Raw genomic sequence first — 25,608 nt, forward strand, 5'->3', positions numbered from 1 at the left:
ATGAAGAATTTTTTAATCGTGAAATTAAGTGCCATCGGCGATGTGCTCCATGCCCTGCCGGTGGCTTATGCCTTGAAGGACAGGTATCCTGATTGCCATATCAGCTGGGTGGTGGAACCGGCAGCCTATGAAATCCTCAAAATGGTGCCGGTGATTGACGAGCTGATTCTGTTCAAGAAGAAGGAGTTCCGTTCTCTCGGCGGCTTTATGCAAAACTTCGGCCCGTTGCGCCGTCAGCTAAAAAAGCGGCATTATGATGTATCCCTGGATTTGCAGGGGCTGTTTAAATCGGCGGCTATCACCTGGGTGGCCGGGGCTAAGGAAAAAATCGGTACCTGCTTTATGCGCGAGGGCAGCGACAAAATAAGCCGTCCCGTCGTGGGGCCGAATGCCCGTAATCATGTCATTGAGCAGTATCTCGATGTGGCCCGGGCTTTGGGGTGTAATGGTGATCAGATAAAGTTTGGCATCGAAGTGCCGGAACGGGAACAGGATATCGCGCGCCGGCTGCTCGCTCAGTGCGGTATGAATGCCAGCAATCCTTATGTGGCCTTGGTTATCGGCGCCAGCAGTCCCAACAAGCGCTGGACGTCCGAGGGCTTTGCCAAGTTGTCGGACTGGCTCTATGAGCAGCGGCTGATTCCCGTTATGGTGGGCGGCGGCCCGCGTGAGGAACAATGGGCGCAGGAAATTGAGTATATGACGGACGTGCCGCCGGTAAATCTGGTGGGACGCACGACGCTGTCGCAGCTGGCGGCGGTGCTGCAGGGGGCGGCCTTTACGGTCTGCGGTGACACCGGTCCCGGCCATTTATCCCTGGCGTTGGGGACAAAGACCATCATGCTTATCGGCCCGACGAATATCAATCGCACCGGCCCGTATACGCAGATGGAAAATGCTGTGCAAATCAGCCGTGACTGCCGCTACTGTTGGAAACGCAGCTGTCCCAAGGGCCTGGACAAGGAATGTATGGAGGACATAACCGTAGACATGGTGGCACGGAAAATAAAGGAGATTTATTGACATGAGGCTTAGGGGATATTGGCACAATATCCAATTGGATTTACGGTTGTTCTTCTTTTTACTATTGTTGATGGCGCTGTACCGCGTGCTATTTATGGCCGGCATGAGCAGTTTTATGGGCCCGGCGGCGGATATGCAGGATATTCTGGTTTCCAACTTTGTGGGCATCAGACTGTCCTTAAAAAGTGCCGGCGGCTTTGCCCTGCTGGGCTTTGTGCTGGCAACTTTGCCGGCCCTGGTTATTCCCAGGCTGCACTGGGGCAGGGTGCGGCTCGTGGTGGGCGGCCTGGCCAGTTTTCTGCTGACCGTGCTGTTTATCGCCCGGTTTCCATATTATAAAGAATTTCACATGACATACAGCATGCAGATTTTTCAGGGTTGGCACGATGATAAGACAGCCCTGCTCGGTACGATGGTGCATGAGTACGGTCTGATTCAGGGGCTGGCAGCTGCTGTAATCGTCACGGCTGTGCTGACCTGGATCCTGCATAAACTGCTGAGCCGGCCCACGAAGGAAATAAACTTGCCCATAGGCAGCTGGGGTGCAGGTATACTGGCGTTTGTCATCACCTTTGCCTTTATGTTTTTCTGCCGCTGGGGCGGTGGTGTTTCCTACGCCACCGGCGTGAACTGGGAACATTGCGCCCTGACCAAAGATGATTTCCTCAATGAGTGTATTCTGGACGATGTGCAGGGCATATACCGCGCCATCAATACGGAAAAACGCATGCAGCAGGGGGATATCTATGGCGTGGACAAGGCAGCCCTGGCGCAGATACAGGAGGCTGACGCTGCCCGGGCTATTGCCAGACAGACACCGGGAGCCAAGCTGGCCAAACCGCGTCACATTTTTATCATTCTCGAAGAAACCGGCATGCAGTGGCCGCTGCTGGCTAAGTATGAGGAATTGCATATCGCTGATGGTATAAAGGGCCTGGGCAAGGACGAACAAGGCTATTATACGCCGAACTTCATGCCCAATGGGGAATTCACTTCCGTGGCGATTACCGGTATTATTACAGGTATTCCCGAGATAAATGTCCGGGTAAATTACCAGCCGCGCAGTTATAAGGGGCTTTATCCCACTGCGCTGTCGATTCCGTTCCATGAGCTGGGCTACAAAGTTGACTTTTGGTACGGCGGTGCACCGTCCTGGGACGCGATAAGCCGCCTGGCGATGGCGCAAGGCTTTGATAATTTCTACGGGTTCCCGGAACTGCATGCACCCAAGACGACACCGTGGGGCACGAACGATGGCTATCTGTTTGCCGCGCTTAAACAGCATTTAGACCAGGAAGAACCAACGGTGCATGTCATTATGACCACCAGCAACCATCCGCCATATAATCTGGATTTGCAGGCGGAAGGGTTTGATGTAGATAAGGCTGAGGAACTGGTACGCAAATTGATTCCCGATGAAAAGGACCCCCATAATCTGGCGGTTGAGCTCGGGCATTACTGGTACATGGACAAAGTGGTGACGAATTTTGCCCGGGAGACACTGGCTGCCTATCCGGACAGTTTGTTTGTCATTACCGGCGACCATGCGGTGCGTTCGAATCCGGGGCCCAAGCCCACGTTGTTTGAATTCCAGTCCGTGCCGTTTGTCCTGTACGGAAACGGGGTAAACAAGGATATTCTGCCGCATAATGCGGTGGGCGGCTGTATCGGCATTACGCCGACGCTGCTGAACCTCATTGCACCGGCAGGTTTTAAATACAATTCGGTAGCACCAGCTATCGGTGACTGGCCGGCGGCGTTTAACCGCAGCACATTCCTGACTGACAAAGTCATCGGCCGTATTGAGGACGACAAGACGGAACTTTTGCCCGGGATAGAGGACGCAGATATGCAGGCCGAACGGGGCAAACTGGACAGTTTCCTCAAGGAAATGCGTACCATGGGCTACTGGCTGGTCACGCATGGCGGTAATCAGTAAACAGGGGGGACACGCTTGTATAAAAATATATTGGTCATAAATCTCATGCAGATTGGCGACCTCATGCTGACGACTCCTGTGCTGGGGGCTTTGCGTAAGGCTTACCCCGAGGCCAGACTGACATTGCTCGCGGACAGCCGCTGGCATGACCTGGTGGAGTGCAATCCCCATGTGGATACCTGCCTGTTTATGGATAAAAAGGGCGCGGATAAAGGAACCCTGCGCCTGCTGGCTTTTGCTCGCAGGGTGCGGAAACTGAAATTCGATTTGGTTATCAATTTGCACCGCAATGAACGTTCTTCCGCTATCGCAGCTTTGAGTGGGGCACCCAGGATTGTAGGCTATAGTAAGCCACCCTGGTCACTGCTCTTTGATAAGGTAATGAAAAATCCGTCACTGGCACGCCGGGACGGCAACCGCCGGATTCCCGGCACGCAGCACCAGGTGCATTCGCATATGGCGGTGCTGCGTGAGGCACTCGGCATCGCCCAGCCGGAAGATGTGGGGCTGACACTTTGCCTGTCGGAGGCCGCTGCCCAGCAGGCAGAGGAACTTTGGCAGCAGGAATTTACCCCCACAGATAAAGTTATTGCCTTTAATATCGGTGCCAGCTGGGAGACCAAGCGCTGGCTGACGGAATACTTCGCGCAGGCCGCGGATATGCTGGCAGGCAAAGGCTATCATATCGCCTTTTTCGGCGGCCCGATGGATAAGGATATCGTGGCTAAATGCTGCCAGCAGATGGAATACAAGGACAGCGGCCTCGTGCATATTTTTACCGGCAAGGTTAGTCTGGCTGTACTGGCCGGGCTGCTGCGGCGCTGTGTACTGATGCTGACCACGGATTCCGGGCCGATGCATATCGGCGTGGCTATGAATGTGCCCATAGTGACCATGTTTGGGGCGTCGCCGGTACCAGGTTTTTATCCCTATGACGGACGGTCGGTGCTCGTTAAGACACCGGAGGCCTGTCATCCTTGCGGCATACATCAGTGCCAGCGCGAAGGCGAGGGCAATCTGGCCTGTATGAAAAATATCCCCGTGGCGGCGGTAATGAACTTTGTTTGGGAGCTGCTGGATAAGTACCACGGTGAACCGGCTTATAAATTGCCTCCGCATTACGGTGATTATCAGTGCCGGGTGATTGACCTTTCAAAAGGAGAATTTTGATGGATAAACAGAAAATGTATGATTTCGTGGCGCAGGCTACCGGTAAATGCCGTTTGCTCGTGGTCGGGGACGTAATGCTGGATAAGTATTATTACGGCGAAGTGACGAGAATTTCCCCGGAGGCACCGGTGCCGGTGACAAGAGTACTGAGCCAGAAGGAAACTTTGGGCGGTGCGGCCAACGTTGCGCACAATCTGGCCCTGCTGGGCTGTCAGACGCAGATTGCCGGATATGTGGGTGATGACTATCACTGCCAAAGCCTGACGGATAAGTTTACGTCCCGGGGCATTGACTTTCGGGGGCTGATTCACACCGACAGACCGACGACGACGAAACTGCGCGTTATCGGCGGCCATCAGCAAATGCTGCGGCTTGACTTTGAAGAGGCTGACCCCATGACGGGTGAGTACGCCCAGCGTCTGCAGAATTACGTCAGTACGCGGCTTAGCGAAGGCGTGGACGGCGTAATTATCTCTGACTATGGCAAGGGAGCCTGTACGCCGGAGACCTGCCAGGCTGTCATAAAATGTTGTCATGCGCAGGGCGTGCCGGTGGTGGTGGACCCCAAAGGCACGAACTGGGGCAAGTACAGCGGTGCTGACTATATAACGCCGAATTTCAAGGAACTCAATGCGGTGCTGCCGGAAAAAATCAAGAATCAGGACGCAGCTATTGAGCAGGCGGCCCGTTATGTTATGGGTAAGTTCGGTATCAAGCAGGTACTGGCCACTCGTTCGGAATACGGCATGTCACTGGTCACCAAGACGGAGGCTAAGCATATTCCGACCAAGGCGCAGGAGGTCTTTGATGTATCAGGTGCCGGGGATACGGTTATCGCTGTCTTTACCCTGGGGCTGGCCGGCGGCCTGGCGCCGGAAATCTGCGCTTATATGTCCAATATGGCGGCCAGCGTCGTAGTGGCGAAGGTTGGTACTTACGCGGTAAGTAAAGAGGAACTTTTGGCAGTATTAAGATAAACATCGTGTTACTTTTCTTTGGTGCAAAGAAAAGTAACCAAAAGAAAACTGTGACCTGAAATCCCGTCCGGGGATTTACGGTCACGGGCGCCCGTCCTTGGGCGCACGATATTTGGTTAGTTTGCTGATTGCATGGGAGGATTATTTATGATTATCGTAACTGGCGGTGCCGGGTTTATTGGCAGCAACTTGGTAAAGGAACTTAATCGTCGTGGCCGTACGGATATTCTGGTGGTTGATGACCTGAAAGACGGGCAGAACTATAAAAATCTGCGTGGCTTGAAATTCATCGATTACCAGCATAAGGACGATTTCCTGCAGTGCATTGAAAACGATGATTTCGATGGCACTGATATTGATGCCGTATTCCATGAAGGGGCCTGCTCCGATACTATGGAATACGATGTCAACTACATGATGCGCGTCAACTATGAGTATTCCAAGTCCCTGCTGCATTTCTGCCTGCAGCACCGTATTCCTTTCCTGTATGCATCGTCGGCCTCCACGTACGGCAGCGGCAAGAATGGTTTCCGCGAAGGCGATGAGTGTGAGGACGCTTTGAATCCGTATGCCTTCTCCAAGCTGGCCTTTGACCGCTATGTACGTCAGGTTATGCCGGAGGCGCAGAGCCAGATTGTAGGCCTGAAATATTTCAACGTTTACGGACCGCAGGAACATCATAAGGGCAAGATGGCCTCCATCTTCTATCAGCTGTACAATCAGGTAAATGAAACCGGCAAAGCACGTCTGTTCCAGGGCTGGGGCGAGATTGCCGGTACGCCGGTCAAGGACGGCGAACAGCGCCGTGACTTTGTCTATGTCAAGGACGTAGTAAACGTGAACTTGTGGTTCTGGGAGAACAAGGGCAAGAGCGGAATCTACAACTGCGGTACTGGTCATGCCCATACCTACAATGAAGTGGCTGACGCTGTTATCAGCGCCTTGGGCAAGGGCGAAATCGCTTACCGTGAATTCCCAGAAGTCCTCAAGGGCAAATATCAGAACTTCACCGAGGCCGATACAACGAACCTGCTGGCTGCCGGCTATGATGAAGGTTTCCATGATATGAAGGACGCTGTTAAGGAGTATGTTGATTTCCTCGATAAGGGTGGCTATTTTGACTATAACAACTAAAAGCCTTCCCCTTGAGGGGAAGGTGCCGAACAGAAGTGAGGCGGATGAGGTGTCAAAAGCCGTCTTTTTTGACCGTGACGGCACCCTTAATGTCGATATCGCCTACCTGCACCGTCCGGAAGATTTTGTTTGGATAGACGGTGCGCAGGAGGCCATAAAATACGTAAATAGCAAAGGTTACCTGGCGATTTTAGTCACGAACCAGAGCGGCGTTGGCCGGGGCTATTACCCGGAAACGGATATCAAAAATGTCTACAACTGGATGAACCGGGAGCTGGCAAAAATAGGAGCGCATTTAGATGCGCTCTTTTACTGCCCGCATCATCCGCAGGCGAAATTAGCAGAATATCGCAAAGTGTGCAGCTGCCGCAAGCCGGCAACGGGCATGGTGGATGCTGCCTGCGCGGAGTACGAAATTGACCGGTCAAAATCGTACTTTGTCGGGGATAGTGACAGCGATATGGAGTGCGCAGCCAGGGCTGGTGTAACAGGTATTAAGTATACAAATGGCAATTTGCTGAGCTGCGTAAAGGAAATTATTCGCTGAATGTCGAACTATCTCAAAAAATATAAAAAAAAGAGGTGATTCCTCGTGACTTTGCTATTTATGGGTGTTCTGCCTATTTTGTGGCTGATTGTGGCTCTGTCAGGACTGAAGATGGCGGCTTGGAAGGCCTGCCCTGTGGCCCTCTTGTTGTCATTATTTGCCAGTATCGCGTATTTTGGCATGCCTTGGGATTATATGGCCAGTGCAGTTCTGGAAGGGACGGCGTTGGCTTGCTGGCCGATACTTTTGATTATCACGGCTACGATTTACACCTATCATTTGTCCGTACATACCAAGGGCATGGATATTATCAAAGCCATGCTCACTTCGGTGAGCAGCGATTACCGTGTGCTTATCCTGCTGATTGCCTTTGGTTTTGGCGGTTTTCTGGAAGGTATGGCCGGCTTTGGTACGGCTGTGGCTATCCCGGCCAGTATGCTCGCTGGCATGGGGATAAATCCCGTAAGTTCTGTGGCTGTGTGCCTGGTGGCCAACTTCGTGCCATCGGCTTATGGTTCCATCGGTATTCCCCTGGTGACGCTGTCGGGCATTATGGGGACTGATTCTGCGCAGCTGGCCACCTATGTGGCTTTACAGATAAGTATTTTGGGGCTATTTTGTCCCTTCCTGATGGTGGCTATCGCCGGCGGCGGCATGCAGGCCATAAAGGGCATGGTGCCCGTGTGTGGCGCGGCCGGTGTCAGCTACGTGCTGGCGCAGCTGCTCGTGTCCTACTTTATGGGGCCGGAGCTGGCTGGTGTGGCCGGGGCAATCTGTACAATGGGAGCCATAATCGGTGCCGTACATTTTTTCCCGCCTAAGGATTCGGCGTATGTTCTGCAGCGCGATGAGGCTGCGGCAGTATCGCGAAAACAGGCTTTTTATGCCTGGCTGCCCTTTGGACTTATCTTTGTCCTGCTGCTGCTGACCAGCAAACTCGTGCCGACGATTTACGATTCCATATCCCAGGTCAGGACGTCCGTGCTGATTTATAGGGGCGAGGGCGGCAGCCCGTACACTTTCCAGTGGATAGCTACCCCGGGCATGGTGATTTTCTTTGCAACCTTCTTGAGCGGTTTTATACAAAAAACGCCGCTGGGGGATATGCTGACCGTTCTGCGCAAGACACTGACCAGTCTGCGGCCGACCTTTATCACCATCATCAGCATTATCGCAACCGCCAAAGTTATGGGCTATAGCGGCATGACCACTACGATTGCTGACAACACCGTGGCAGCAACGGGGCTTATGTACCCGGCCATTGCTGCCTTTATCGGCTCCGTGGGCGGCTTTATCACTGGCTCGGCCACCAGTACCTGCATTCTGTTGGGCAAGCTCCAGATGGATGCCGCTGTGGCCATCGGCGCGCCGCTCAACACGCAGATTTGGATTGCCGCCGCCAATGCTACAGGGGCCTGCGCCGGCAAACTGATTGCTCCCCAGAGTATCGCCATCGGCGTAGCGGCCATCGGCATAGCCGGCCGCGGCACCGAAAGCCAGCTGCTAGGCCTGACCATGAAAATATATCTGCCGTTCATAATTCTGCTGGGGATGCTGGTCTACTTTGGTGGTACCTGGTTATAAAAGAATATTAAAATCATCCCAGACTAAAATTAGTCTGGGATGATTTTAATTGGTGAAGATATGGGGGTATTTTGCTGTTAGTTCATGACTATAGCGTTCTGCCCCTTTTTTGTTGAGATGGTGGTCATCTTGGAAATAATGTGCATCATATAAGGGGATGGTAGTGTTTACTGTGATATGGAATTTATCTGCGAAGGACTGTATATACTGTGCATATTCAGCCGTATACCCACTGTCAACCATCCGCTGAAGTCCTGGGTTACCCAAGGGAACCTGCTCAATGATGACAGGGATATTGTTTTTCTGACAAAGGTTGATGATAGCTTCGGTGTAGAAAGTGACGGATGGTAAGGGGGTAAAATGCTCCTGTTTACTTTCTGGTGTTACAATAAAGTGTTCTTCCTTTTTGTCATTTTTAGGCCAATATCCTTTTTTGTTGCAAGCATCTTGATAAAGGGCGTGGTTGCGTTTTGTCTTGTCTTTTAGAATCCCTGCCAGCATTGGCTGCATATAAAATTGGGGGAACTTGTGTTTATACATGAAATCTTCCATGCTATAGTCAGTACCATCCAATTCTTTGATATGTCTGTTGGCTTCTACGATTTCATCATCATCCAGGTAACGATAGTAAACAGCAAAACCTAAGTAGCCGCTGGTTTTTGTATAATGAGTGGGGCCATACCCAAGAATTACAGCCTTGGGATTGGGGTGATTAGCCAGATATTTTCGCAAGCTGTAGTATGCTTCAATGGGATCACTGCCGGCTAGGGATAGATTATAGACATTATCGCCCATTTCTGTGGGAATAGCGCCGATTTTCATACGTGAATCGCCAAAAAGTAAGACTTCCTGTTGATTATTGGCGGTGGAAACGTAGTCCTTTTGCTGCATCCAATAGGGATAGTCTTCTCCCATATAGCGTTCGGGAGGTGTTAGCAAAACCAAGGCATAGATGATAATGGGCAACAGGAAGACCGTAGCAGAGATAATAAATGTATATTTTTTTGCAGACACGATATTTTCTCCTGTGAAATTAAAATTGGAAATACAAAAACTCTGTGAATGTATTCATTTGGTACAAAGAGTAAACCAGCATAGCTATAGTAATGACAACCCAACGCCAGCCAGGGTGGAAGGATTGTATGAATTGCAGAGGATTTTTTACTTTGGTAGTTAAAACTAGCAAAATAAGCAGGATGATTAAACATTGATGCAGGCTTTTGTCAATATGCCATTCGACAAAAGGTACAGGCAGCCAGCTCAACTCTCGCTCCCAGAAAGTATTTATGGGGAGTGCCAGACTGGAGATGTCTGTCATTGTAATTAATATATTGCAGGCACTGCTAATGCTGTTTGCACGGAAGAATACCCAGCAGATCACTACGCAGAGAAAAGTCATGCCCCAGTTGACAAAATTGGGAAGCTGGATTTTCAATCTGCGCCATTGATGATTAATCATCAGGAAAAGGCCATGCAGACCGCCCCAAATTACGAATGTCCAGCCCGCGCCGTGCCAGAGTCCGATAATCAGCATCGAGATAAAAAGATTACGCATTTTCTTGATTTCGCCGTGACGGTTGCCACCCATGGGAATGTAAAGATAATCCTTTACCCAGCTGCCCAGCGTCATATGCCAACGTCGCCAGAAATCGATAATGCTTTTTGCTTGGTAGGGCGAGTTAAAGTTTACTGGCAGCCGCAGATTGAACATCAAGCCCAGACCGATGGCCATTTCACTATAGCCGGAGAAGTCAAAGTACAGCTGGAATGTATAGGCCAGTGCTCCAATCCAAGCTTCCAGGAAAGTCAGCTTATCAGCATTGGTAAACGCATCATTTACCCAGGGAGAAAGCATATCAGCAATGATAACTTTCTTGAACAGGCCCATGGTAAACAGACTGATACCCATGGCGATATTGTCGTAATTTAAGTGGAAAGTTTCATTAGCCACAAATTGTGGAATCATCTTTTTGTGGTTGATAATTGGCCCGGCAATGAGATGAGGGAAAATGGTTACAAACTCACAGTAGGTAAGAAAGGATTCGTTGCGGGCTTCACCACGGTAGGCATCTACTAAGTAGGCGGTCTGTGTAAACGTGAAGAAGGATATGCCTAACGGCAGGATAATATGGGGGAGGTCGAAATAATCAGCGCCTGCCAAGGTGTTAACTGTAGACAGGAAAAAGTCTGTATATTTGAAGTAACCTAGCAACAGTACATTGACCACAATACCCAAAATCAGCCATGGTTTATGTCCGGGCTGATTTTCCAGCTGGCGGCCTACCAGATAGTTGAACACAATGGAAGCACCCAGCAGAGGCACATAGCGAACATCCCACCAGCCGTAAAAGAAAAATGAAGCGAAAACCAGCCAGGCTGTAGCTAAGCGATATTTTTCCCTGCGTCCCAGCAGAAAAAATCCTGCAAAGGTTAGTGGCAGGAAGAAAAAGATAAACACATAAGAGTTAAACAGCACGAGTAGATATTCCCCCCATAGATAGTAGAAGTCATCAAGAACTCCCCCTATTGTAACATAAAGATCCCACCCCACACAAGACATTGCGGAGAGGGATCTTTGCGCTAAAATGCGTTGCTTTTTATCAGTATGCGGCTGGTATTGCTTGCATATTATCCAATGGGTGATTTATAGCTTCATCTAGAACAACGTGATTAATGTATGGTGCTAATGTTTCCTCTTGTCCCAGTAATGCTGTAATTCGTGCATATGCTATTTCTGAACCGTGGAAGCCATCTACGGTTTCGTCATCTGAAGAGCCGATGCTGGCTAAATCACAAAAATTATAAAATGGGATGTCCAGCTTACTGCACATTTTTTCGGTTTTATCCATATAGGCATGCAGATAATCATGATAATGAATACTGTCGTCCATATAAGTGTATACTTCATGAGGAAATGGTGGTAAGAATACGATAACTTTAGCACCGGATGTAGTAATATCTTGTAATAATGCATCTATTTTTCCAAGTTCTTTGTGATCAATGGTATCGCACCAAACAAAACGGTCATTCTGTTTTCCTTCTCGCATTCGTTTATATGTGTCAGCAAATTTTGTTGTTCTATCGGCATTTTGCCTGATTTCCCGACCATACTGATAGCTGCCGTCAGAAAGCCTGAAGCCGTTGCTGTTTACAGCAGCATTTAGGCCTACTGTTTGGCGCTGACCGTAGTCATCAATAGCTTTGATTTCATCAAGGTGCAATAACTGACGGCGAATTTTGTTATTCCTGAACAGTTCGATATACTTTCTATATTGCTGTTGCTTATTAATATTTAAAAAAGTTACACCGAGTTTGTAATTGGGATTTATCCACCAGGGATCTATTCCAAGAATAACAACTTTTGGGGTATATATTGTTTTTATCTTATTCCAAGTATATACAACATCATCAACACTGGAGCCCAGGCCCCCCATGGTGTAAAAATCTTTATTTAGGAAGAATGCTGCTCTAAAGGGCATAACGCGGGAAGAGCCTAATGCTATTACGTTGGGTTGCTTCTTTTCTACGATGGGAAACTTTAGAGTGTTTCCATCTTTTAATATGCTGCCGTAAAGTACGTTCTCGTAATTCTGCAAAACTTCGTTATCGCTATAGTTTTCCCGATAGAGTCTCATGACTATATCGGAGATGCTTACCACGAAGAAAATTAAGGTAAAATTTATAAGGATAAATTTTTTGATAAATAAGTGATATTTTTCATCCATGTTTATACTCCTGTATTAGAATTGAAAATAAAGGAATTCTCCAGTACCAACTAATGCTACACCATACAGGCTGAATAGTAACATTATACTAGCTATTAGTATCCATTTATTATTGGGCTGGAAGTGTCTCAGCAAGATCAAAGTATTCGGCAGCCGTGTCAAAATAATTATGACAAGAAATAGTTCGGCTAAAAGTTCATTATTCTTTTTATCCCCTAGGAACATGCTTTGCATAGTGGTCATACTGTTCAATATGGATAGCGCTTCCTGAAGACTGCCCGCGCGAAAGAATACCCAACAAATCACAACGCAGAGAAACGTTATCCCCCAATTCATCACTTTTGGTAAAGTTATGCTTGTCCTGCGCCAAGCATGGTTAATCATCAGTAACAGCCCATGCAGGCCTCCCCAGATGATAAATGTCCAGCCTGCACCATGCCAAAGACCAATTATCAACATGGACACAAAGAGATTGCGCATTTTTTTTAATTCACCATGACGGTTGCCGCCCATGGGAATATAGAGATAATTTTTCACCCACAAACCTAAGGTCATGTGCCAGCGTCGCCAGAAATCGATAATACTTCGTGCCTGATAAGGTGAGTTAAAGTTCACAGGAATTTTCAGATTAAAAAGTAGAGCCAATCCGATAGCCATTTCACTATAGCCAGAGAAGTCAAAATAGAGCTGCAAGGTATAGCTCAAAGCGCCTATCCATGCTTCCACACAGGTCAGTGAATCCGTATGACTGAAAGCTTCATTCGCATAAATAGCCAGTTTATCGGCAATAACCACTTTTTTGAACAGGCCAAAGGTAAAAATCATCAGACCTAGTGCGATATTTTCATAGTTGATGCGGAAGGTTTTATCCGCCACGAACTGGGGGATCATTTCCTTATGGTTGATAATGGGCCCTGCAATCAAATGAGGGAAGATGGTAACAAACTCACAATAAGTTGCAAAAGATTGATTTTTAGCCTCACCCCGATAGGCATCCATCAAGTAAGCTGTTTGGGTAAAGGTGAAGAATGATATGCCCAAGGGCAGGATGATATGTGGTAAATCAAAGAAATTTGTTCTGGTCACATCGTTGAGCGTGCTCAGAAAAAAATCTGTGTACTTGAAGTAACCCAGTAGCAGAACATTTATAACGATGCCAAAGGCTAGCCAACCCTTGTGTCCATTATTGGCCTCTAACTGCTTCCCTACCAGATAGTTGAAACAGATCGAACCGAACAACAACGGCACATAACGCATATCCCAATATCCATAGAAGAAAAAGGAGGCCAGTACTAGCCAGAGTGTTGCCAGCTGTTTTTGGCCCTTATGTCCTAAATAAAAAAAGCCTGCAAAAGTTAGTGGCAGGAACAAAAACATAAATTCAAAAGAATTAAATAACAAATGGATAACTCCCTTCACAATAGTACCTATTATGCGAATCCTCCACTATCATAGCACACATGCCCCCCCCGTACAAGCCGCGGCGAAAAAATAGAGTCTGTGAAAAAGTGGCGATTTCACAGACTCTTATTGTTGGCGTAATATTTTATTTGTTAAATATAAAGGGATAACGTTCTTTTAGTTCATTAGAGTACCGTAGAGCTCCCTTGCGATTTAGATGATGCTCGTCTTGAAAATAATAAGGTTCATAAAGAGGAATGTCATAATATATGTTTACAGCATACTTCTCTTGCATTTGCCGCAGATAGGCATGATAATCAGCCATATAACCGTTGTCGATCAGACGCTGGTATCCGGGATTGCCCATAGGAAGCTGTTCCATATACACTGGGATGTTGTTGTCGTTGCATAGGGCCAGTATTTGCTCTGTATAATAGGTCAGACTTTTCAGGGGTGCAAAAGGGCCATCTTTGCTTTCTGGTGTAACGATATATTGTTCTTCGGATTTGTCATTTTTAATAAGTCGCCCTTTTGCTTCACGAGCTTGTTGGTAAAGCATAGCATTCTTTTTCTCACGGGGCTTAAAAATACTGCGTAAGACAGGCCGCATATAGACATTGGGCCAGCGGTATTTATAGGCCAGGGCCTCTGTTTGCAAATCTACGCCATCCAAATCCTTTATTGTTGTATTTATGTCCTTTACGGTTTTATCGTCTAAGTAATGAAAATACAAGGTGCGGCCTGTGTAAGATTTCATCTGTGTAAAATGAGTGGGGCCAAAGCCTAAAATTACAGCTTTAGGGCGTGGGTGGTGCTGTAAATAGTTTTTCAATGTGTAGTACATTTCAATAGGAGAACCGCCGCCTAATGCCAGATTATATACATTGTCGCCCATTTCTGTGGGGATAGTTCCCATCTTCATGCGGGAATCTCCTAGCAACAGGATTTCTTGCTTGGTATCATCTGTAAATACATAGTCTCTTTGTTCCAACCAATTGGGGTACTCATCATCCATATAACGGTTTTCTGGTAAAAGCAGAACCAGAGTGTAAATACTGATGGCTAAGAACAATAATATGCCCACCGTCAGCCATACAAATCTCTTGGCATTCATTATGATGTTATCCTCCGTTTAAAATTGAAAATACAAAAATTCTGTGTAGCTGTTGGTGTTGTACAGCGTGTACAGCAGAACAATAAGGGTGCCAATAAACCACTTCCAATTGGCCTTGAATTTTTCCATCCATAATATAGGATTCTTTACTTTGTAGAGCAGGATGCCTAAAAACAGAAGGACTAAGAGACATTGATGGAAAGGCCGGTGGATATGCCACTCAACAAAAGCTATGCTAGTACTGGAAAGAGAACGCTCCCAAGAACTGTCCAGGGGCAAGGCAAAACCGGTAATATCTGTCATGGCTGCCAGAATATTAAAAGCACTACTAATGCTGTCGGCACGGAAGAATACCCAGCAGATTACTACACAGAGAAAAGTTATGCCCCAGTTGACAAAATTGGGAAGCTGGATTTTCAATCTGCGCCATTGATGATTAATCATCAGGAAAAGGCCATGCAGACCGCCCCAAATTACGAATGTCCAGCCCGCGCCGTGCCAGAGTCCGATAATCAGCATCGAGATAAAAAGATTACGCATTTTCTTGATTTCGCCGTGACGGTTGCCACCCATGGGAATGTAAAGATAATCCTTTACCCAGCTGCCCAGCGTCATATGCCAACGTCGCCAGAAATCGATAATGCTTTTTGCTTGGTAGGGCGAGTTAAAGTTTACTGGCAGCCGCAGGTTGAACATCAAGCCCAGACCGATGGCCATTTCACTATAGCCGGAGAAGTCAAAATACAGCTGGAATGTATAGGCCAGTGCTCCAATCCAGGCTTCCAGGAAGGTCAGCTTATCAGCATTGGTAAATGCATCCTTTACCCAGGGAGAAAGCATATCAGCAATGATAACTTTCTTGAACAGGCCCATGGTAAACAGGCTGATCCCCATGGCGATATTGTCGTAATTTAAATGGAAAGTTTCCTTAGCCACAAACTGTGGAATCATCTTTTTATGGTTGATAATTGGTCCTGCAATGAGATGAGGGAAAATGGTTACAAACTCACAGTAGGTAAGAAAGGATTCATTGCGGGCGTCACCACGGTAGGCATCCACTAAATAGGCTGTCTGTGTAAATGTAAAGAAGGATATGCCTAATGGCAGGATAATATGGGGGAGGTCAAAATAATCAACGCCGGCCAAGGTGTTAACTGTAGATAGGAAAAAGTCTGTATATTTGAAGTACCCTAGCAACAGTACATTGACCACAATTCCTAAAATCAGCCACGGTTTATGTCCGGGCTGATTTTCCAGCCGGCGGCCTACCAGATAGTTGAATACAATGGAAGCGCCCAATAGTGGCACATAGCGAACATCCCACCAGCCGTAAAAGAAAAATGAAGCGAAAACCAGCCAAGCTGTACCCAGGCTGTATTTTTCCGTGCGCCCTAGCAGAAAGAATCCTGCAAAGGTTAGTGGCAGGAAGAAAAAAATAAATACATAAGAGTTAAACAGCACGTAGATATACTCCCTCCATATATAATAGCGATTGTCAATAACTATATCATAATAGCACAAATGCCCCCCCCCCCACAAGACAGTTTAAAAAGTGATGTCTGAATATTGAGGAAAGCACAATAAAAAATGTGCGGATTTTTTGAGGGGAATGTAGTATAATAGGATGTTAGTAATCAATCTTGACATGAACAATGAAGAGGTGTAGCGGTGCGACTGGCAGTCATAATCTTGACAAGAAATGAAGAAGCAAATATTGCAGCGGCCATGGAAAGCGCAGCTTTTGCTGATGAGATAATAGTAATTGATTCTGGCAGTACAGATAGAACTGGTAAGTTAGCAGAAGAGCATGGGGCAAAATTCATTGTTCATCCTATGGATGATGCTGGATTTGCTGGGCAACGGAATTTTGCGCTTACACAGACAGATGCTGAATGGGTGTTTTATCTGGATGCGGATGAAAGACTAACACCAGAAGCTGTTGAAGAGATACAACAGGTGGTAGCAAGGAATGAACAGGCAGCGTATAAGATAAAGCGGATGAATATCGTATTTGGACAGATGATGAAGTACGGTGAACACGGTCCGGACTGGTGTGTTCGTCTGTTCCCGCGTAAAACTGTTCAGTGGTTGGGGGCAGTGCATGAGTCACCCCAGTTTAACTTGCCAATAATTAATCTGCGGCATCCGATGTTACATTATACTTATACGGATTGGCATCGCTACTTTGAAAAATTTAATCAATATACCGATTTGATGGCACAGCGTATGTGGGAACAGGGAAAGCGTGTAACCTTTTCTGCTATTCTGCTTCATCCTGCTTTTGCTTTTATACGCTTTTATTTCCTGCGATTAGGTATGCTGGACGGCAAGCAGGGGCTTATCTTTGCATTGAATCATTATTTTTATACGATGACGAAGTATGTGAAATTATATTATAAACAACGGGAGGAACGATAGAATATGCGGTTTGCGATTATGGAGTGTGTAGTGACTCCTGGTGGACATGAGATAGATTTTGACCGCATTTTGGTGGAGGAACTGACAGCATTAGGGCATACGGTGGAGTTCTATGTGCCGGAAGGTCACGAATTTAAATGGAATTACGGTGTGCCTGTGCATCATATTCCAGGAACTGGCGTCTCCTATCGCGGTGCCCATGGCTTGCGCAAGTTGCTCCTGTCTGCCAGAAGGGAATGGCATCGGCAGAAATGGTATCGGGCTATGTACGAACATGCCTGTCAGGGGGTTTTTGATGCGATAATTTTCCCTTCGGCTACTTATCGCTATCTGCGAGCGTTAAAACTGAGTAATTTGAAAAATTCCCCCGTGCCGGTGTTGTTTCTGATTCATGGGGTAACACCAAAGGAAGCAGAAAAACTTAATCATGAAGCGGCGGCTTTTGTAGAGCAGGGCAATATCCGTATCGGTGTCCAGACCTTTGCCAAGGACAAACTGGACTTAAAATCCAAACATCTACGAATATATGGACCGCCCAACTATCTGCCTCGGGATATCGAGTATACACCCCATTTACCGGAGGGTGATGAGCCGCTCACGATTGGCTTTTTTGGTCAGTACCGCCGGGAAAAGAATTTGGAGGCTTTCTTGGAGGCCTTTATTGCTGGGCATTATACGCGGCCGGTAAAACTCTTTGTTCAAGGAGCTACGCAGACGGCTGAGGATGGAGCGGATTTTGACCGCATTATCAAAAAGTACAGCAATCATGCTAATATTGATTTTTTGCACAAGCCTTTGATAGGTATAGACTGGCAAAAGGGACTGGCCAGTGTTGACGCGTTGGCGATTCCATACGGCAATGAGCGGTATCTTTATCACACTTCAGCCCTTATCAGCAATGCCATGGGCTATCAAAAGCCCGTGATTGTGGCGGATAATGTTAACCCGGAAATCTTGGCAACTTACGATATTGGTGTGTCTTTTAAAAATGGTGATATGGCAGATTTAAAGACCAGTCTGGAAAAATTTGTGAATCAGTACGATGGGAACAAGGTCCGCTATGAGCAGGAGCTGGAACGAGCCTACTGTGATTACTCCCCAACCAGACTGGCGAAAAATATTGCGGCTTTGGCGCAGATGTAAGGAGAAGTAAATGTTAGATTTTATCGCTATCGGTAAGCAGATGTATAGGGTGAAAAAATGGCGGGAAGCCCATCGTCTAATTATATTTGCCGGCCGGGCTTACTTACACTATCCGGCCATGCGGGAATTGTATGCCTTTTTTCAGGAAGATGAATTGCGCAATGATATTTTGGCTTATAATAAGTTCCCAATCGAACAGGCTACAAGGGCTTTTTTCTACAAAGGGTCGACATTGACGGAGCGTACGAATCTGATAAAATATCACTTCCAGTATCTGCAGGCGCGTTTAAAGCCAGAGGCTATCAGTGACATATATCATGACAAGGAGATAAAGATTTGGCAGGCTACGGATGAAGACGTGGACTGGCATGCAGTATTGGCATCACATTCTGGTCAGCGTAAAGAAAGCATGATGGCTATAGAGATGCATTATGATGGGAAGAATCTTTATCATATGTTGTTTTGGCTTAACGAGGACAAGCATGGTGAGCCTGCTCTTTGGATTGGAGCCATGCAAGGGCCTAATACCGAGAATGCACGAGAGTTTGTCAAAGAAACTACCAAACGGGCATATCGCTATCGGACGAAAAACCTTATTCTCTATATGACACAGGCATTAGCCAGAGAATTGGGGGTAAAGCGGATTTATGCTGTGTCAAATGACGGCTATTATGCGATGAACCATATTCGCCTTGATAGGAAATTGAAGACGGACTTTGGCGCATTTTGGGAGGAAACCGGCGGTCGACTGACCGATGATTTGCGATTTTATGAACTGCCGCTAGTGGAGACACGCAAAACCATGGAAGAAGTGCCAACACGTAAACGGGCTGTATATCGTAAGCGTTTTGCCTTCCAAGATGATGTGGATGCGCAAATAGAAGCCAACATGCAGGAGATAAAGCTGGGGACGATGCATTCTTGATATCGAATAATAAGTTGTTAAGAGAAAGTGCAATTTTTAAGATGTTTTTATAATGGGAGATTGAAGTAATGAGGATAATGTTGGCGAATTTTACTGCGATGGTTAATGATGCTGGGGGGTTGTCTAAAGTAACGTGCTCTTTTGCTAACGCGATGTCAAAACGTGGTCATGATGTGACTGTGGTTTATAGTGATGATAAAAAAGGTGATTTTTTCTTTCCAATTGATAAGACTGTAAAATGCTATAATCTTCGTCATTATGAAGGAAATGATTTTAAGTATCCAGTAACTTATAAAATAGTGCGGGAATTGGTGCGCCCGTTGTCTAAAACATATGCAAAAAGTGTGAATAACTATTTTGTTAGTGAACATCTTTTAGGTAATTTGCAGAGAATATTAAAAAACAATATGCCGGATGTGATTGTGTCATTTCAGCCAGCAGCAAGCAAAAATTTTATACTGGATTTAAAATCAGATATTCCAGTTATTACAATGTCACATGGTGATCCTGAGGATTATTTTCATAACTATCCTAAGAAAGAGCAAGAAGCTGTAAAATGTAGTGCTGCCTGTCAAGTACTGATGCCGCATTTTGTCAATGCAATAAAATCACGATACCCGAGCACGATGGTGGAAGTTATAGGAAATGTTGTTCCACAATATGAGCGTCAAGCAAATTTGTTACGTAACAAGGACGAATATAAGATTATTTTTATCGGGCAATTAGTTAAGACTATAAAGAGACCACATTTATTGATAAAGGCTTTTGTAAACTTGGCGGATAAATATCCTCAATGGAAGCTTGAAATATGGGGGGCAGAGAACAGAAAAAGTTATAAAGCATATTTGCAAAAATTGATAGATAATGCGCATTTAAATAATCGGATTTTTATAAAGGGCATTACTCATGATGTTGAAAGTGTATTATACAATGGTGATATAATTGTTTTGCCAAGTTCAGGTGAAGGTTTTGGCTTAGCCGCAGCTGAAGGAATGAGTATGGGGTTACCTGCTGTAGGATATAAAAGATGCACGGGATTAGCAGGCTTGATAGAAGATGGTAAAACAGGTTATCTGTGTGATGACGGGGAGAAACCGCTGGAAGAAAAACTTGAGTGCTTGATGTCTGACAGGAATCTTAGATATACAATGGGAAGTGCTGCTCGTGAAGCAATGAAACAATACAGTTCAGAATATATTTGGACAAAGTGGGAAGAGCTTATAAGAAAAGTTGTTAAGAAAAAATAACTTAGTATATAGTTTTTTCAGTAAAGGAATAGTGATAGGAATAATATGATTCATTTTTTACAACAATTATTATTTTATAAGGATATAGTTGACCATTATCTGCATTTTGGTAGAGAGTATCTAAATGACAAATCAGATTCTAGATTAGAGCTAACGGAAAAGATTCCCAAAATAATTCACTATTGCTGGTTTGGTCGTGGGGAAATGAATGACACTATAAAGATGTGTATCGAATCGTGGCATAAGTATTTGCCAGAGTATGAGTTTATGCTTTGGAACGAAGATAATTTCCCTATGGATGACTACCCTTTCGCACGAAAGGCTCTTAAAGATCACAAGTGGGCGTATGTGGCTGATGTGGCGCGTTTGCATGCTTTATATAATTATGGTGGCGTATATATGGATACAGATGTGGAAATTATCAAGCCACTAGATGATTTGCTAGAGAATGATTTCTTTGCATCTTTTGAATCTTATCGGCATGCATCAATAGGCACTGCGGGGGCAAAAAAAGGAAGCCGTTACATAAAATTACTTTTGGGCTGGTATGTTAATAGAAATTTAGGCAATATATACTATATAATGGCTAATACGCGGATTGTGACAAAACTTACACAGCTATATTGTGGACTAAAAAGAAATGGTCAAACGCAAAGATTTAGAGATGGTGTGTTTTTTTCGAGGGATTACTTATTGCCAGAAAAACAAGGTGATGGTTGGAAAATAACGGATAATACATATGCAATACATCATTTTACGGATTTAGGAAAGTGAGTCAATTCAATGTTAAAAACATTTATTTGGGGATTTGATAATATAATAGCTAGAAAAGCTATTTTTAACCTAAACAAGAATGGGCAGATCGACTTAAAAAAGTGGTTTGTTGGAGAACACTATAAACAAGAGTTCGCGGATGTTGATTGTGCAGAATATTTTTTTGATGAATTTGTAAACAACTATGCGGATTTGGATTTAAAGGTTGTGCCTATAGATGTTGAAAAATATATAGAAAAGCATGCGCGTATTTTGGCCATTGGTTTTTCAAGGGATATGTATTTTTATGGAAAGCCATTTTACGAACTGCAAAATATGATACATATTGTCACGCGGTACTACTATACGCTCCTATACCAATGTGAAACGGATTTGGTTATATTTGGTGATGTGCCTCATGGAGGCTGGATGTTACTTCTTTATTATGTAGCCGAGGCAATGGGAGTAAAGACTTTCTTTTGTAGTGTAACTCGTTTGGAAAATCGTTTTGCCTATGCTTTTTCGTTGGATGATTATGGCACATTCAAAGACGTACCAGAATATGAGTCAAGAACAGAACCGGTTCATATTGAGCAAAAAATAGAAAATGATTGGTTTGATATGGATGAAGACTGGTTGGCTGAATTTAGTCATAAAGGTGTAAAAAGAAAGCTGCGGGCATTGCTGGAGCCCAATAAATGGCTGAATGAACGCAAAGAGATTCTAGCTATGAATCGGCAGAAATACGGTGCCTTTGAAAAGATGGTGCAGAAGAAATTGGTAGAAAAAATCGGCCGCACTATTGAACATAAGAATTATCAAAAAGCTTACAAAAATACTGTGCTGGAGAAGGTCGATTACAATCAGCCGTATGTTTATTACCCTTTGCATTTGCAACCGGAAATGACTACGGATACATTGGGCGGCATATATTGTAATCAGTTATTATTATTGGAACACCTTTCGCAGTTGATTCCTGATGATTGGGTGATATATGCTAAGGAACATCCCCTGCAGACAGAATATATGCGTGGAGAGTATTTCTTCAAACAATTAGCGCTGCTCCCTAAAGTTCATCTGGTTAGCAATAAGATAGATACTTATGAGTTGAATCGTCATAGCCAGTTTGTAGCCACACTAGTTGGGACGACTGGCTGGGAGGCAATAAGTGGCGGCAAGAATGCCTTAGTCTTTGGTAAGGCTTGGTATGGGGCTTTACCTGGCGTGTTTCATTATCATGAAGGGATAACCTTAGATGAAATAATGAATTACAAGATAGACCATGGGGAATTTGAAAAGGCTGTGGCTAAAATGATGAAGAAAATGGGAACGGGAATCATAAGCAATGATAGCATTCCTAGTGTAAAAAACTTTGATTTAGATAAGAACAATAAGTATATTTATGATTTTTTGACATTTATGCTTTCGTATATAGAAAAGCATACAGCATAGCATGGAGAGAGGTTTTTATATGTTTGATAGTAAAACAATTTTAATTACAGGCGGGACAGGGTCATTTGGCAAGAAGTTTGTTTCGATGTTACTGGAAAAGTATGACCCTAAGAAGGTTATTATTTATTCTCGTGATGAGCTTAAACAATTTGAGATGCAGCAGAAGTTTAATGCGCCGTGTATGCGATATTTTATCGGTGATGTGCGGGATGAGGCTCGTCTGGAAAAGGCCATGTATAAAGTTGACTATGTGGTACATGCGGCAGCACTCAAACAGGTTCCCGCAGCAGAGTATAATCCTATGGAATGTATCATGACCAATGTACATGGCGCTCAGAATGTAATTAATGCTGCGATTGCTTGCAGAGTGAAGAAGGTTATCGCCCTGTCTACGGATAAGGCAGCTAATCCGATTAATCTTTATGGGGCTACGAAGCTTTGCTCGGACAAACTTTTTACGGCAGCTAATGCTATGGTAGGTGACCGTGAGACGCGTTTTGCGGTTGTTCGTTATGGTAATGTTGTTGGATCTCGTGGTTCGGTGGTGCCGTTCTTCAAGAGGCTCGTCGCTGATGGTGCCCAAGAACTGCCTATTACCGATGAGCGTATGACCCGTTTCTGGCTAAAGCTGGAAGATGGTGTTAACTTTGTGTTCAAAAATTTTGAGCGTATGCAGGGGGGGGAGATATTTATCCCCAAAATACCGTCTATGCGTGTGGTTGATTTGGCTAAGGCCATTGCACCAGAGCTGCCTATTAAAGTTATCGGTATCCGCCCTGGTGAAAAATTGCATGAAGTTATGTGTCCGAGCGATTTGTATTATGAAACCATTGAGTTTGCAGACCACTTTGTTATTAAACCGTCGATTGACTTTGGAGACTTTGATTATACGGTGAATGCTATTGGCGAGAAAGGCAAGCTGGTAGAAGATGGTTTTGATTATAACTCTGGCAATAATCCACATTTCCTGACAGTGGAAGAATTACGGGCAATGAATCCCTAAGCTATAAGGCTATGGAGGCGCAAGTATGATTTATTATGGCAAACAGACAGTAGACGAAAAGGATATCACGGCGGTCAATGAAGTGCTGACATCTGATTTCCTTACGCAGGGGCCCGCCATTGAGCGGTTTGAAAAAGCAATGGCTGATTATGTAGGCGCTAAGTATGCTGTGGCAGTAACAAATGCTACGTCCGCATTGCATATTGCCTGCCTGGCGGCAGGCTTGGGGAATGGTGACAGCCTTTGGACAAGCCCAATTACCTTTACCGCTTCGGCTAACTGTGGCCGCTACTGTGGTGCAGATGTAGAGTTTGTGGATATAGATGATGAAACCTACAACATGAGTGTTGCGGTGTTGGCTGAAAAGCTTGAAACTGCTAAAGCAGCTGGAAGATTACCCAAGGTTGTTGTGCCTGTACATTTAGCAGGACAGTCCTGTGATATGAAGCGCATTCATGAGCTGTCACAGGAATATGGATTTACTGTTTTGGAAGATGCTTCTCATGCTACGGGTGCAGATTATCTTGAGGGCAAGGTGGGCTCTTGTCAGTTCTCTGATATGACGGTGTTCAGCTTTCACCCGGTGAAGATTATCACTACTGGCGAAGGCGGTATGGTGCTGACTAATAGCGAAGACCTGTATGAGAAGCTGTGTCTCTATCGCAGCCACGGTATTACTCGTGACCCGAAGTTGATGTCACATGAATCTGACGGGCCTTGGTATTACCAGCAGGTGGATTTAGGCTTTAACTACCGTATGACGGATATACAGGCGGCATTGGGTTACAGCCAGTTGCAGAAACTGGATAAGTTTGTGGCTCGTCGCCGGGAATTAGTGGCCCGCTATGATGAACTCTTGCAGGATCTGCCGTTGCGCACACCCTCCGTTATGGAAGGAGCAAATCCCTCCTGGCATCTTTATGTGGTGCGGATTGACTTCAGCAAGGTTAAGAAAACGAAGATAAAAATTTTTGCGGAGATGAAGGAAAGGGGGATTACCCTGAATCTGCACTACATTCCGGTACATACTCAGCCATATTACGAAAAAATGGGGCACAAACCGGAAGAGTGCCCCGTGTCGATGGATTATTATCGTGAAGCACTAACACTGCCGTTGTATTATAGTTTAACCAATGAACAGCAGGACGAAGTGGTGAATGCGTTGAAGGAAGTTCTGGTATGAGCAAACTTTGCTTGGGGACAGTCCAGTTCGGCATGAAATATGGTGTTAATAATGCTTTAGGCCGTCAGCCGGATAAGGAGGAGTGTTATGAAATTATCGAAAAAGCTCTAAACTCAGGAATATCATGCTTTGATACAGCTAGTGCTTACGGCACGGCAGAATCTTTGCTGGGGGAGTTTTCCTGGGGAAGGCTTACGCCACATATCATTTCTAAATTGTCACCGGAATGCCCTAATGATGATAAGGCTGTGGCGATGAAAATTAGAAAATCGTTGCAGCGTCTGAGTCTGACTAAGTTATACGGTTACATGCTCCATCGTGGTGCTGATATGCAAAAGGATGCTGTGATGGCTGGTATGGTGGCAGCTAAGGAACAGGGACTTGTGGAAAAAATTGGTGTTTCCATATATGAGCCGGAAGAAGCATTGCAGGCTGTCGATGACAACAGAGTGGATATTATCCAGATTCCCTATAATGTGCTGGATAAAAGATTGGATAAGGCGGGCTTCTTTGTTAAAGCGAAAAAGAACAACAAGGAAATCTATGCCCGCAGTTCTTTTTTGCAGGGACTGTTGCTAATGAAGCCCGATGAGGCCGAAAAACGTGTGCCACAATCGGGGCGATTCATAGCAGAATTTCAAACGATAGCAAAAGCACAAGGGTACACGCCTACAGAGGCGGCTATGCTTTACAGTCTATGTAATGAAGGGATAGATTATGTTGTCTTTGGTGTGGAAACTTTAGGACAACTGGTGATGAATTTGTCTATCCAGAAAAAAGTTGACGGTTTTTCCAGTTGCTATAAGGATTTTAGAAGATTTTTTCTTGATGTGCCCAGAGAAATTATAGTTCCAAGTTTGTGGAGATGAT

Annotated in this window: 22 protein-coding genes; 16 read left to right on the forward strand and 6 right to left on the reverse strand. The window is 45.4% G+C overall.

The window, feature by feature from the left end; all coding sequences use genetic code 11:
• From DL94_RS0105355 to DL94_RS0105385, 7 genes are all read left to right on the forward strand, one after another.
• Positions 1-1,023, forward strand: a complete 1,023-nt coding sequence (locus DL94_RS0105355) for a glycosyltransferase family 9 protein (RefSeq protein WP_028129269.1) — start codon at positions 1-3, stop codon at positions 1,021-1,023.
• A 1-nt stretch (position 1,024) separates the two neighbouring features.
• Positions 1,025-2,962: an LTA synthase family protein gene (locus DL94_RS0105360; RefSeq protein ID WP_028129270.1), complete on the forward strand. Its 1,938-nt coding sequence runs from the start codon at positions 1,025-1,027 to the stop codon at positions 2,960-2,962.
• A gap of 15 nt (positions 2,963-2,977) precedes the next feature.
• Entirely contained in the window at positions 2,978-4,132 is a 1,155-nt protein-coding gene (locus DL94_RS0105365; RefSeq protein WP_028129271.1) for a glycosyltransferase family 9 protein, read from the forward strand.
• On the forward strand, positions 4,132-5,109 hold the full coding sequence (gene rfaE1, locus DL94_RS0105370) for a D-glycero-beta-D-manno-heptose-7-phosphate kinase (protein ID WP_028129272.1): 978 nt from the start codon (positions 4,132-4,134) through the stop codon (positions 5,107-5,109). The genes DL94_RS0105365 and rfaE1 overlap by 1 nt, the downstream gene beginning before the upstream one ends.
• A gap of 147 nt (positions 5,110-5,256) precedes the next feature.
• Positions 5,257-6,243, forward strand: a complete 987-nt coding sequence (gene rfaD, locus DL94_RS0105375) for an ADP-glyceromanno-heptose 6-epimerase (protein ID WP_028129273.1) — start codon at positions 5,257-5,259, stop codon at positions 6,241-6,243.
• Positions 6,244-6,265: 22 nt separating this feature from the next.
• A complete protein-coding gene (locus tag DL94_RS0105380; protein ID WP_028129274.1) occupies positions 6,266-6,790 on the forward strand; it encodes a D-glycero-alpha-D-manno-heptose-1,7-bisphosphate 7-phosphatase in 525 nt (174 codons plus the stop codon).
• Positions 6,791-6,835: 45 nt separating this feature from the next.
• Positions 6,836-8,374: an L-lactate permease gene (locus DL94_RS0105385; protein ID WP_028129275.1), complete on the forward strand. Its 1,539-nt coding sequence runs from the start codon at positions 6,836-6,838 to the stop codon at positions 8,372-8,374.
• A 45-nt stretch (positions 8,375-8,419) separates the two neighbouring features.
• Here DL94_RS0105385 and DL94_RS0105390 read toward each other — a convergent pair whose 3' ends face one another.
• From DL94_RS0105390 to DL94_RS0105415, 6 genes are all read right to left on the reverse strand, one after another.
• Positions 8,420-9,388 carry a DUF1574 family protein gene (locus tag DL94_RS0105390; protein ID WP_028129276.1) on the reverse strand — a complete coding sequence of 323 codons (969 nt, stop codon included), beginning with the start codon at positions 9,386-9,388 and terminating at the stop codon, positions 8,420-8,422.
• 19 nt (positions 9,389-9,407) lie between these two features.
• A complete protein-coding gene (locus DL94_RS0105395) occupies positions 9,408-10,850 on the reverse strand; it encodes an MBOAT family O-acyltransferase (protein ID WP_028129277.1) in 1,443 nt (480 codons plus the stop codon).
• A 124-nt stretch (positions 10,851-10,974) separates the two neighbouring features.
• Positions 10,975-12,099 carry a hypothetical protein gene (locus DL94_RS0105400; RefSeq protein ID WP_028129278.1) on the reverse strand — a complete coding sequence of 375 codons (1,125 nt, stop codon included), beginning with the start codon at positions 12,097-12,099 and terminating at the stop codon, positions 10,975-10,977.
• Between the two features lie 15 nt (positions 12,100-12,114).
• Entirely contained in the window at positions 12,115-13,500 is a 1,386-nt protein-coding gene (locus DL94_RS0105405; protein WP_028129279.1) for an MBOAT family O-acyltransferase, read from the reverse strand.
• 145 nt (positions 13,501-13,645) lie between these two features.
• Positions 13,646-14,614, reverse strand: a complete 969-nt coding sequence (locus tag DL94_RS0105410; RefSeq protein WP_028129280.1) for a DUF1574 family protein — start codon at positions 14,612-14,614, stop codon at positions 13,646-13,648.
• An 18-nt stretch (positions 14,615-14,632) separates the two neighbouring features.
• Complete coding sequence (locus DL94_RS0105415) at positions 14,633-16,075, reverse strand: MBOAT family O-acyltransferase (protein ID WP_028129281.1); 1,443 nt, start codon at positions 16,073-16,075, stop codon at positions 14,633-14,635.
• Positions 16,076-16,303: 228 nt separating this feature from the next.
• On the opposite strand from DL94_RS0105415, the gene DL94_RS0105420 reads away from it, so the two are divergent.
• The 9 genes from DL94_RS0105420 (at position 16,304) to DL94_RS0105460 (ending at position 25,607) form a co-directional block, all read left to right on the forward strand.
• Positions 16,304-17,032, forward strand: a complete 729-nt coding sequence (locus tag DL94_RS0105420) for a glycosyltransferase family 2 protein (protein WP_369793704.1) — start codon at positions 16,304-16,306, stop codon at positions 17,030-17,032.
• Between the two features lie 3 nt (positions 17,033-17,035).
• Entirely contained in the window at positions 17,036-18,175 is a 1,140-nt protein-coding gene (locus DL94_RS0105425) for a glycosyltransferase family protein (RefSeq protein WP_028129283.1), read from the forward strand.
• Between the two features lie 10 nt (positions 18,176-18,185).
• Positions 18,186-19,100: a VirK/YbjX family protein gene (locus tag DL94_RS0105430; protein WP_028129284.1), complete on the forward strand. Its 915-nt coding sequence runs from the start codon at positions 18,186-18,188 to the stop codon at positions 19,098-19,100.
• Positions 19,101-19,168: 68 nt separating this feature from the next.
• Positions 19,169-20,347, forward strand: a complete 1,179-nt coding sequence (locus tag DL94_RS0105435; RefSeq protein ID WP_028129285.1) for a glycosyltransferase — start codon at positions 19,169-19,171, stop codon at positions 20,345-20,347.
• A 45-nt stretch (positions 20,348-20,392) separates the two neighbouring features.
• Positions 20,393-21,121, forward strand: a complete 729-nt coding sequence (locus DL94_RS14310; RefSeq protein WP_051586327.1) for a glycosyltransferase family 32 protein — start codon at positions 20,393-20,395, stop codon at positions 21,119-21,121.
• A 9-nt stretch (positions 21,122-21,130) separates the two neighbouring features.
• Positions 21,131-22,552, forward strand: coding sequence for a capsular polysaccharide export protein, LipB/KpsS family (locus tag DL94_RS0105445; protein WP_028129286.1), 1,422 nt, complete (start codon positions 21,131-21,133; stop codon positions 22,550-22,552).
• A gap of 19 nt (positions 22,553-22,571) precedes the next feature.
• On the forward strand, positions 22,572-23,555 hold the full coding sequence (gene pseB / locus DL94_RS0105450; RefSeq protein ID WP_028129287.1) for a UDP-N-acetylglucosamine 4,6-dehydratase (inverting): 984 nt from the start codon (positions 22,572-22,574) through the stop codon (positions 23,553-23,555).
• Positions 23,556-23,580: 25 nt separating this feature from the next.
• Positions 23,581-24,738 carry a UDP-4-amino-4,6-dideoxy-N-acetyl-beta-L-altrosamine transaminase gene (pseC, locus tag DL94_RS0105455; protein ID WP_028129288.1) on the forward strand — a complete coding sequence of 386 codons (1,158 nt, stop codon included), beginning with the start codon at positions 23,581-23,583 and terminating at the stop codon, positions 24,736-24,738.
• Positions 24,735-25,607, forward strand: a complete 873-nt coding sequence (locus DL94_RS0105460) for an aldo/keto reductase (RefSeq protein ID WP_028129289.1) — start codon at positions 24,735-24,737, stop codon at positions 25,605-25,607. Before pseC ends, DL94_RS0105460 begins: the two co-directional genes overlap by 4 nt.
• The last annotated feature ends 1 nt before the right edge of the window (position 25,608 follow it).

This window comes from Selenomonas sp. AE3005 (assembly GCF_000686945.1).
Taxonomy (GTDB): Bacteria; Bacillota; Negativicutes; order Selenomonadales; family Selenomonadaceae; genus Selenomonas_A.

Excerpts from the sequence above, each read along its gene's own strand:
- pseC (WP_028129288.1), top strand. The coding sequence starts at position 23,581 with ATGATTTATTATGGCAAACAGACAGTAGACGAAAAGGATATCACGGCG.
- DL94_RS0105435 (WP_028129285.1), top strand. The coding sequence starts at position 19,169 with ATGAGGATAATGTTGGCGAATTTTACTGCGATGGTTAATGATGCTGGG.
- DL94_RS14310 (WP_051586327.1), top strand. The coding sequence starts at position 20,393 with ATGATTCATTTTTTACAACAATTATTATTTTATAAGGATATAGTTGAC.
- DL94_RS0105400 (WP_028129278.1), bottom strand. The coding sequence starts at position 12,099 with ATGGATGAAAAATATCACTTATTTATCAAAAAATTTATCCTTATAAAT.
- rfaE1 (WP_028129272.1), top strand. The coding sequence starts at position 4,132 with ATGGATAAACAGAAAATGTATGATTTCGTGGCGCAGGCTACCGGTAAA.
- DL94_RS0105410 (WP_028129280.1), bottom strand. The coding sequence starts at position 14,614 with ATGAATGCCAAGAGATTTGTATGGCTGACGGTGGGCATATTATTGTTC.
- DL94_RS0105425 (WP_028129283.1), top strand. The coding sequence starts at position 17,036 with ATGCGGTTTGCGATTATGGAGTGTGTAGTGACTCCTGGTGGACATGAG.
- DL94_RS0105355 (WP_028129269.1), top strand. The coding sequence starts at position 1 with ATGAAGAATTTTTTAATCGTGAAATTAAGTGCCATCGGCGATGTGCTC.
- DL94_RS0105430 (WP_028129284.1), top strand. The coding sequence starts at position 18,186 with ATGTTAGATTTTATCGCTATCGGTAAGCAGATGTATAGGGTGAAAAAA.
- DL94_RS0105460 (WP_028129289.1), top strand. The coding sequence starts at position 24,735 with ATGAGCAAACTTTGCTTGGGGACAGTCCAGTTCGGCATGAAATATGGT.
- DL94_RS0105445 (WP_028129286.1), top strand. The coding sequence starts at position 21,131 with ATGTTAAAAACATTTATTTGGGGATTTGATAATATAATAGCTAGAAAA.
- DL94_RS0105360 (WP_028129270.1), top strand. The coding sequence starts at position 1,025 with ATGAGGCTTAGGGGATATTGGCACAATATCCAATTGGATTTACGGTTG.
- rfaD (WP_028129273.1), top strand. The coding sequence starts at position 5,257 with ATGATTATCGTAACTGGCGGTGCCGGGTTTATTGGCAGCAACTTGGTA.
- pseB (WP_028129287.1), top strand. The coding sequence starts at position 22,572 with ATGTTTGATAGTAAAACAATTTTAATTACAGGCGGGACAGGGTCATTT.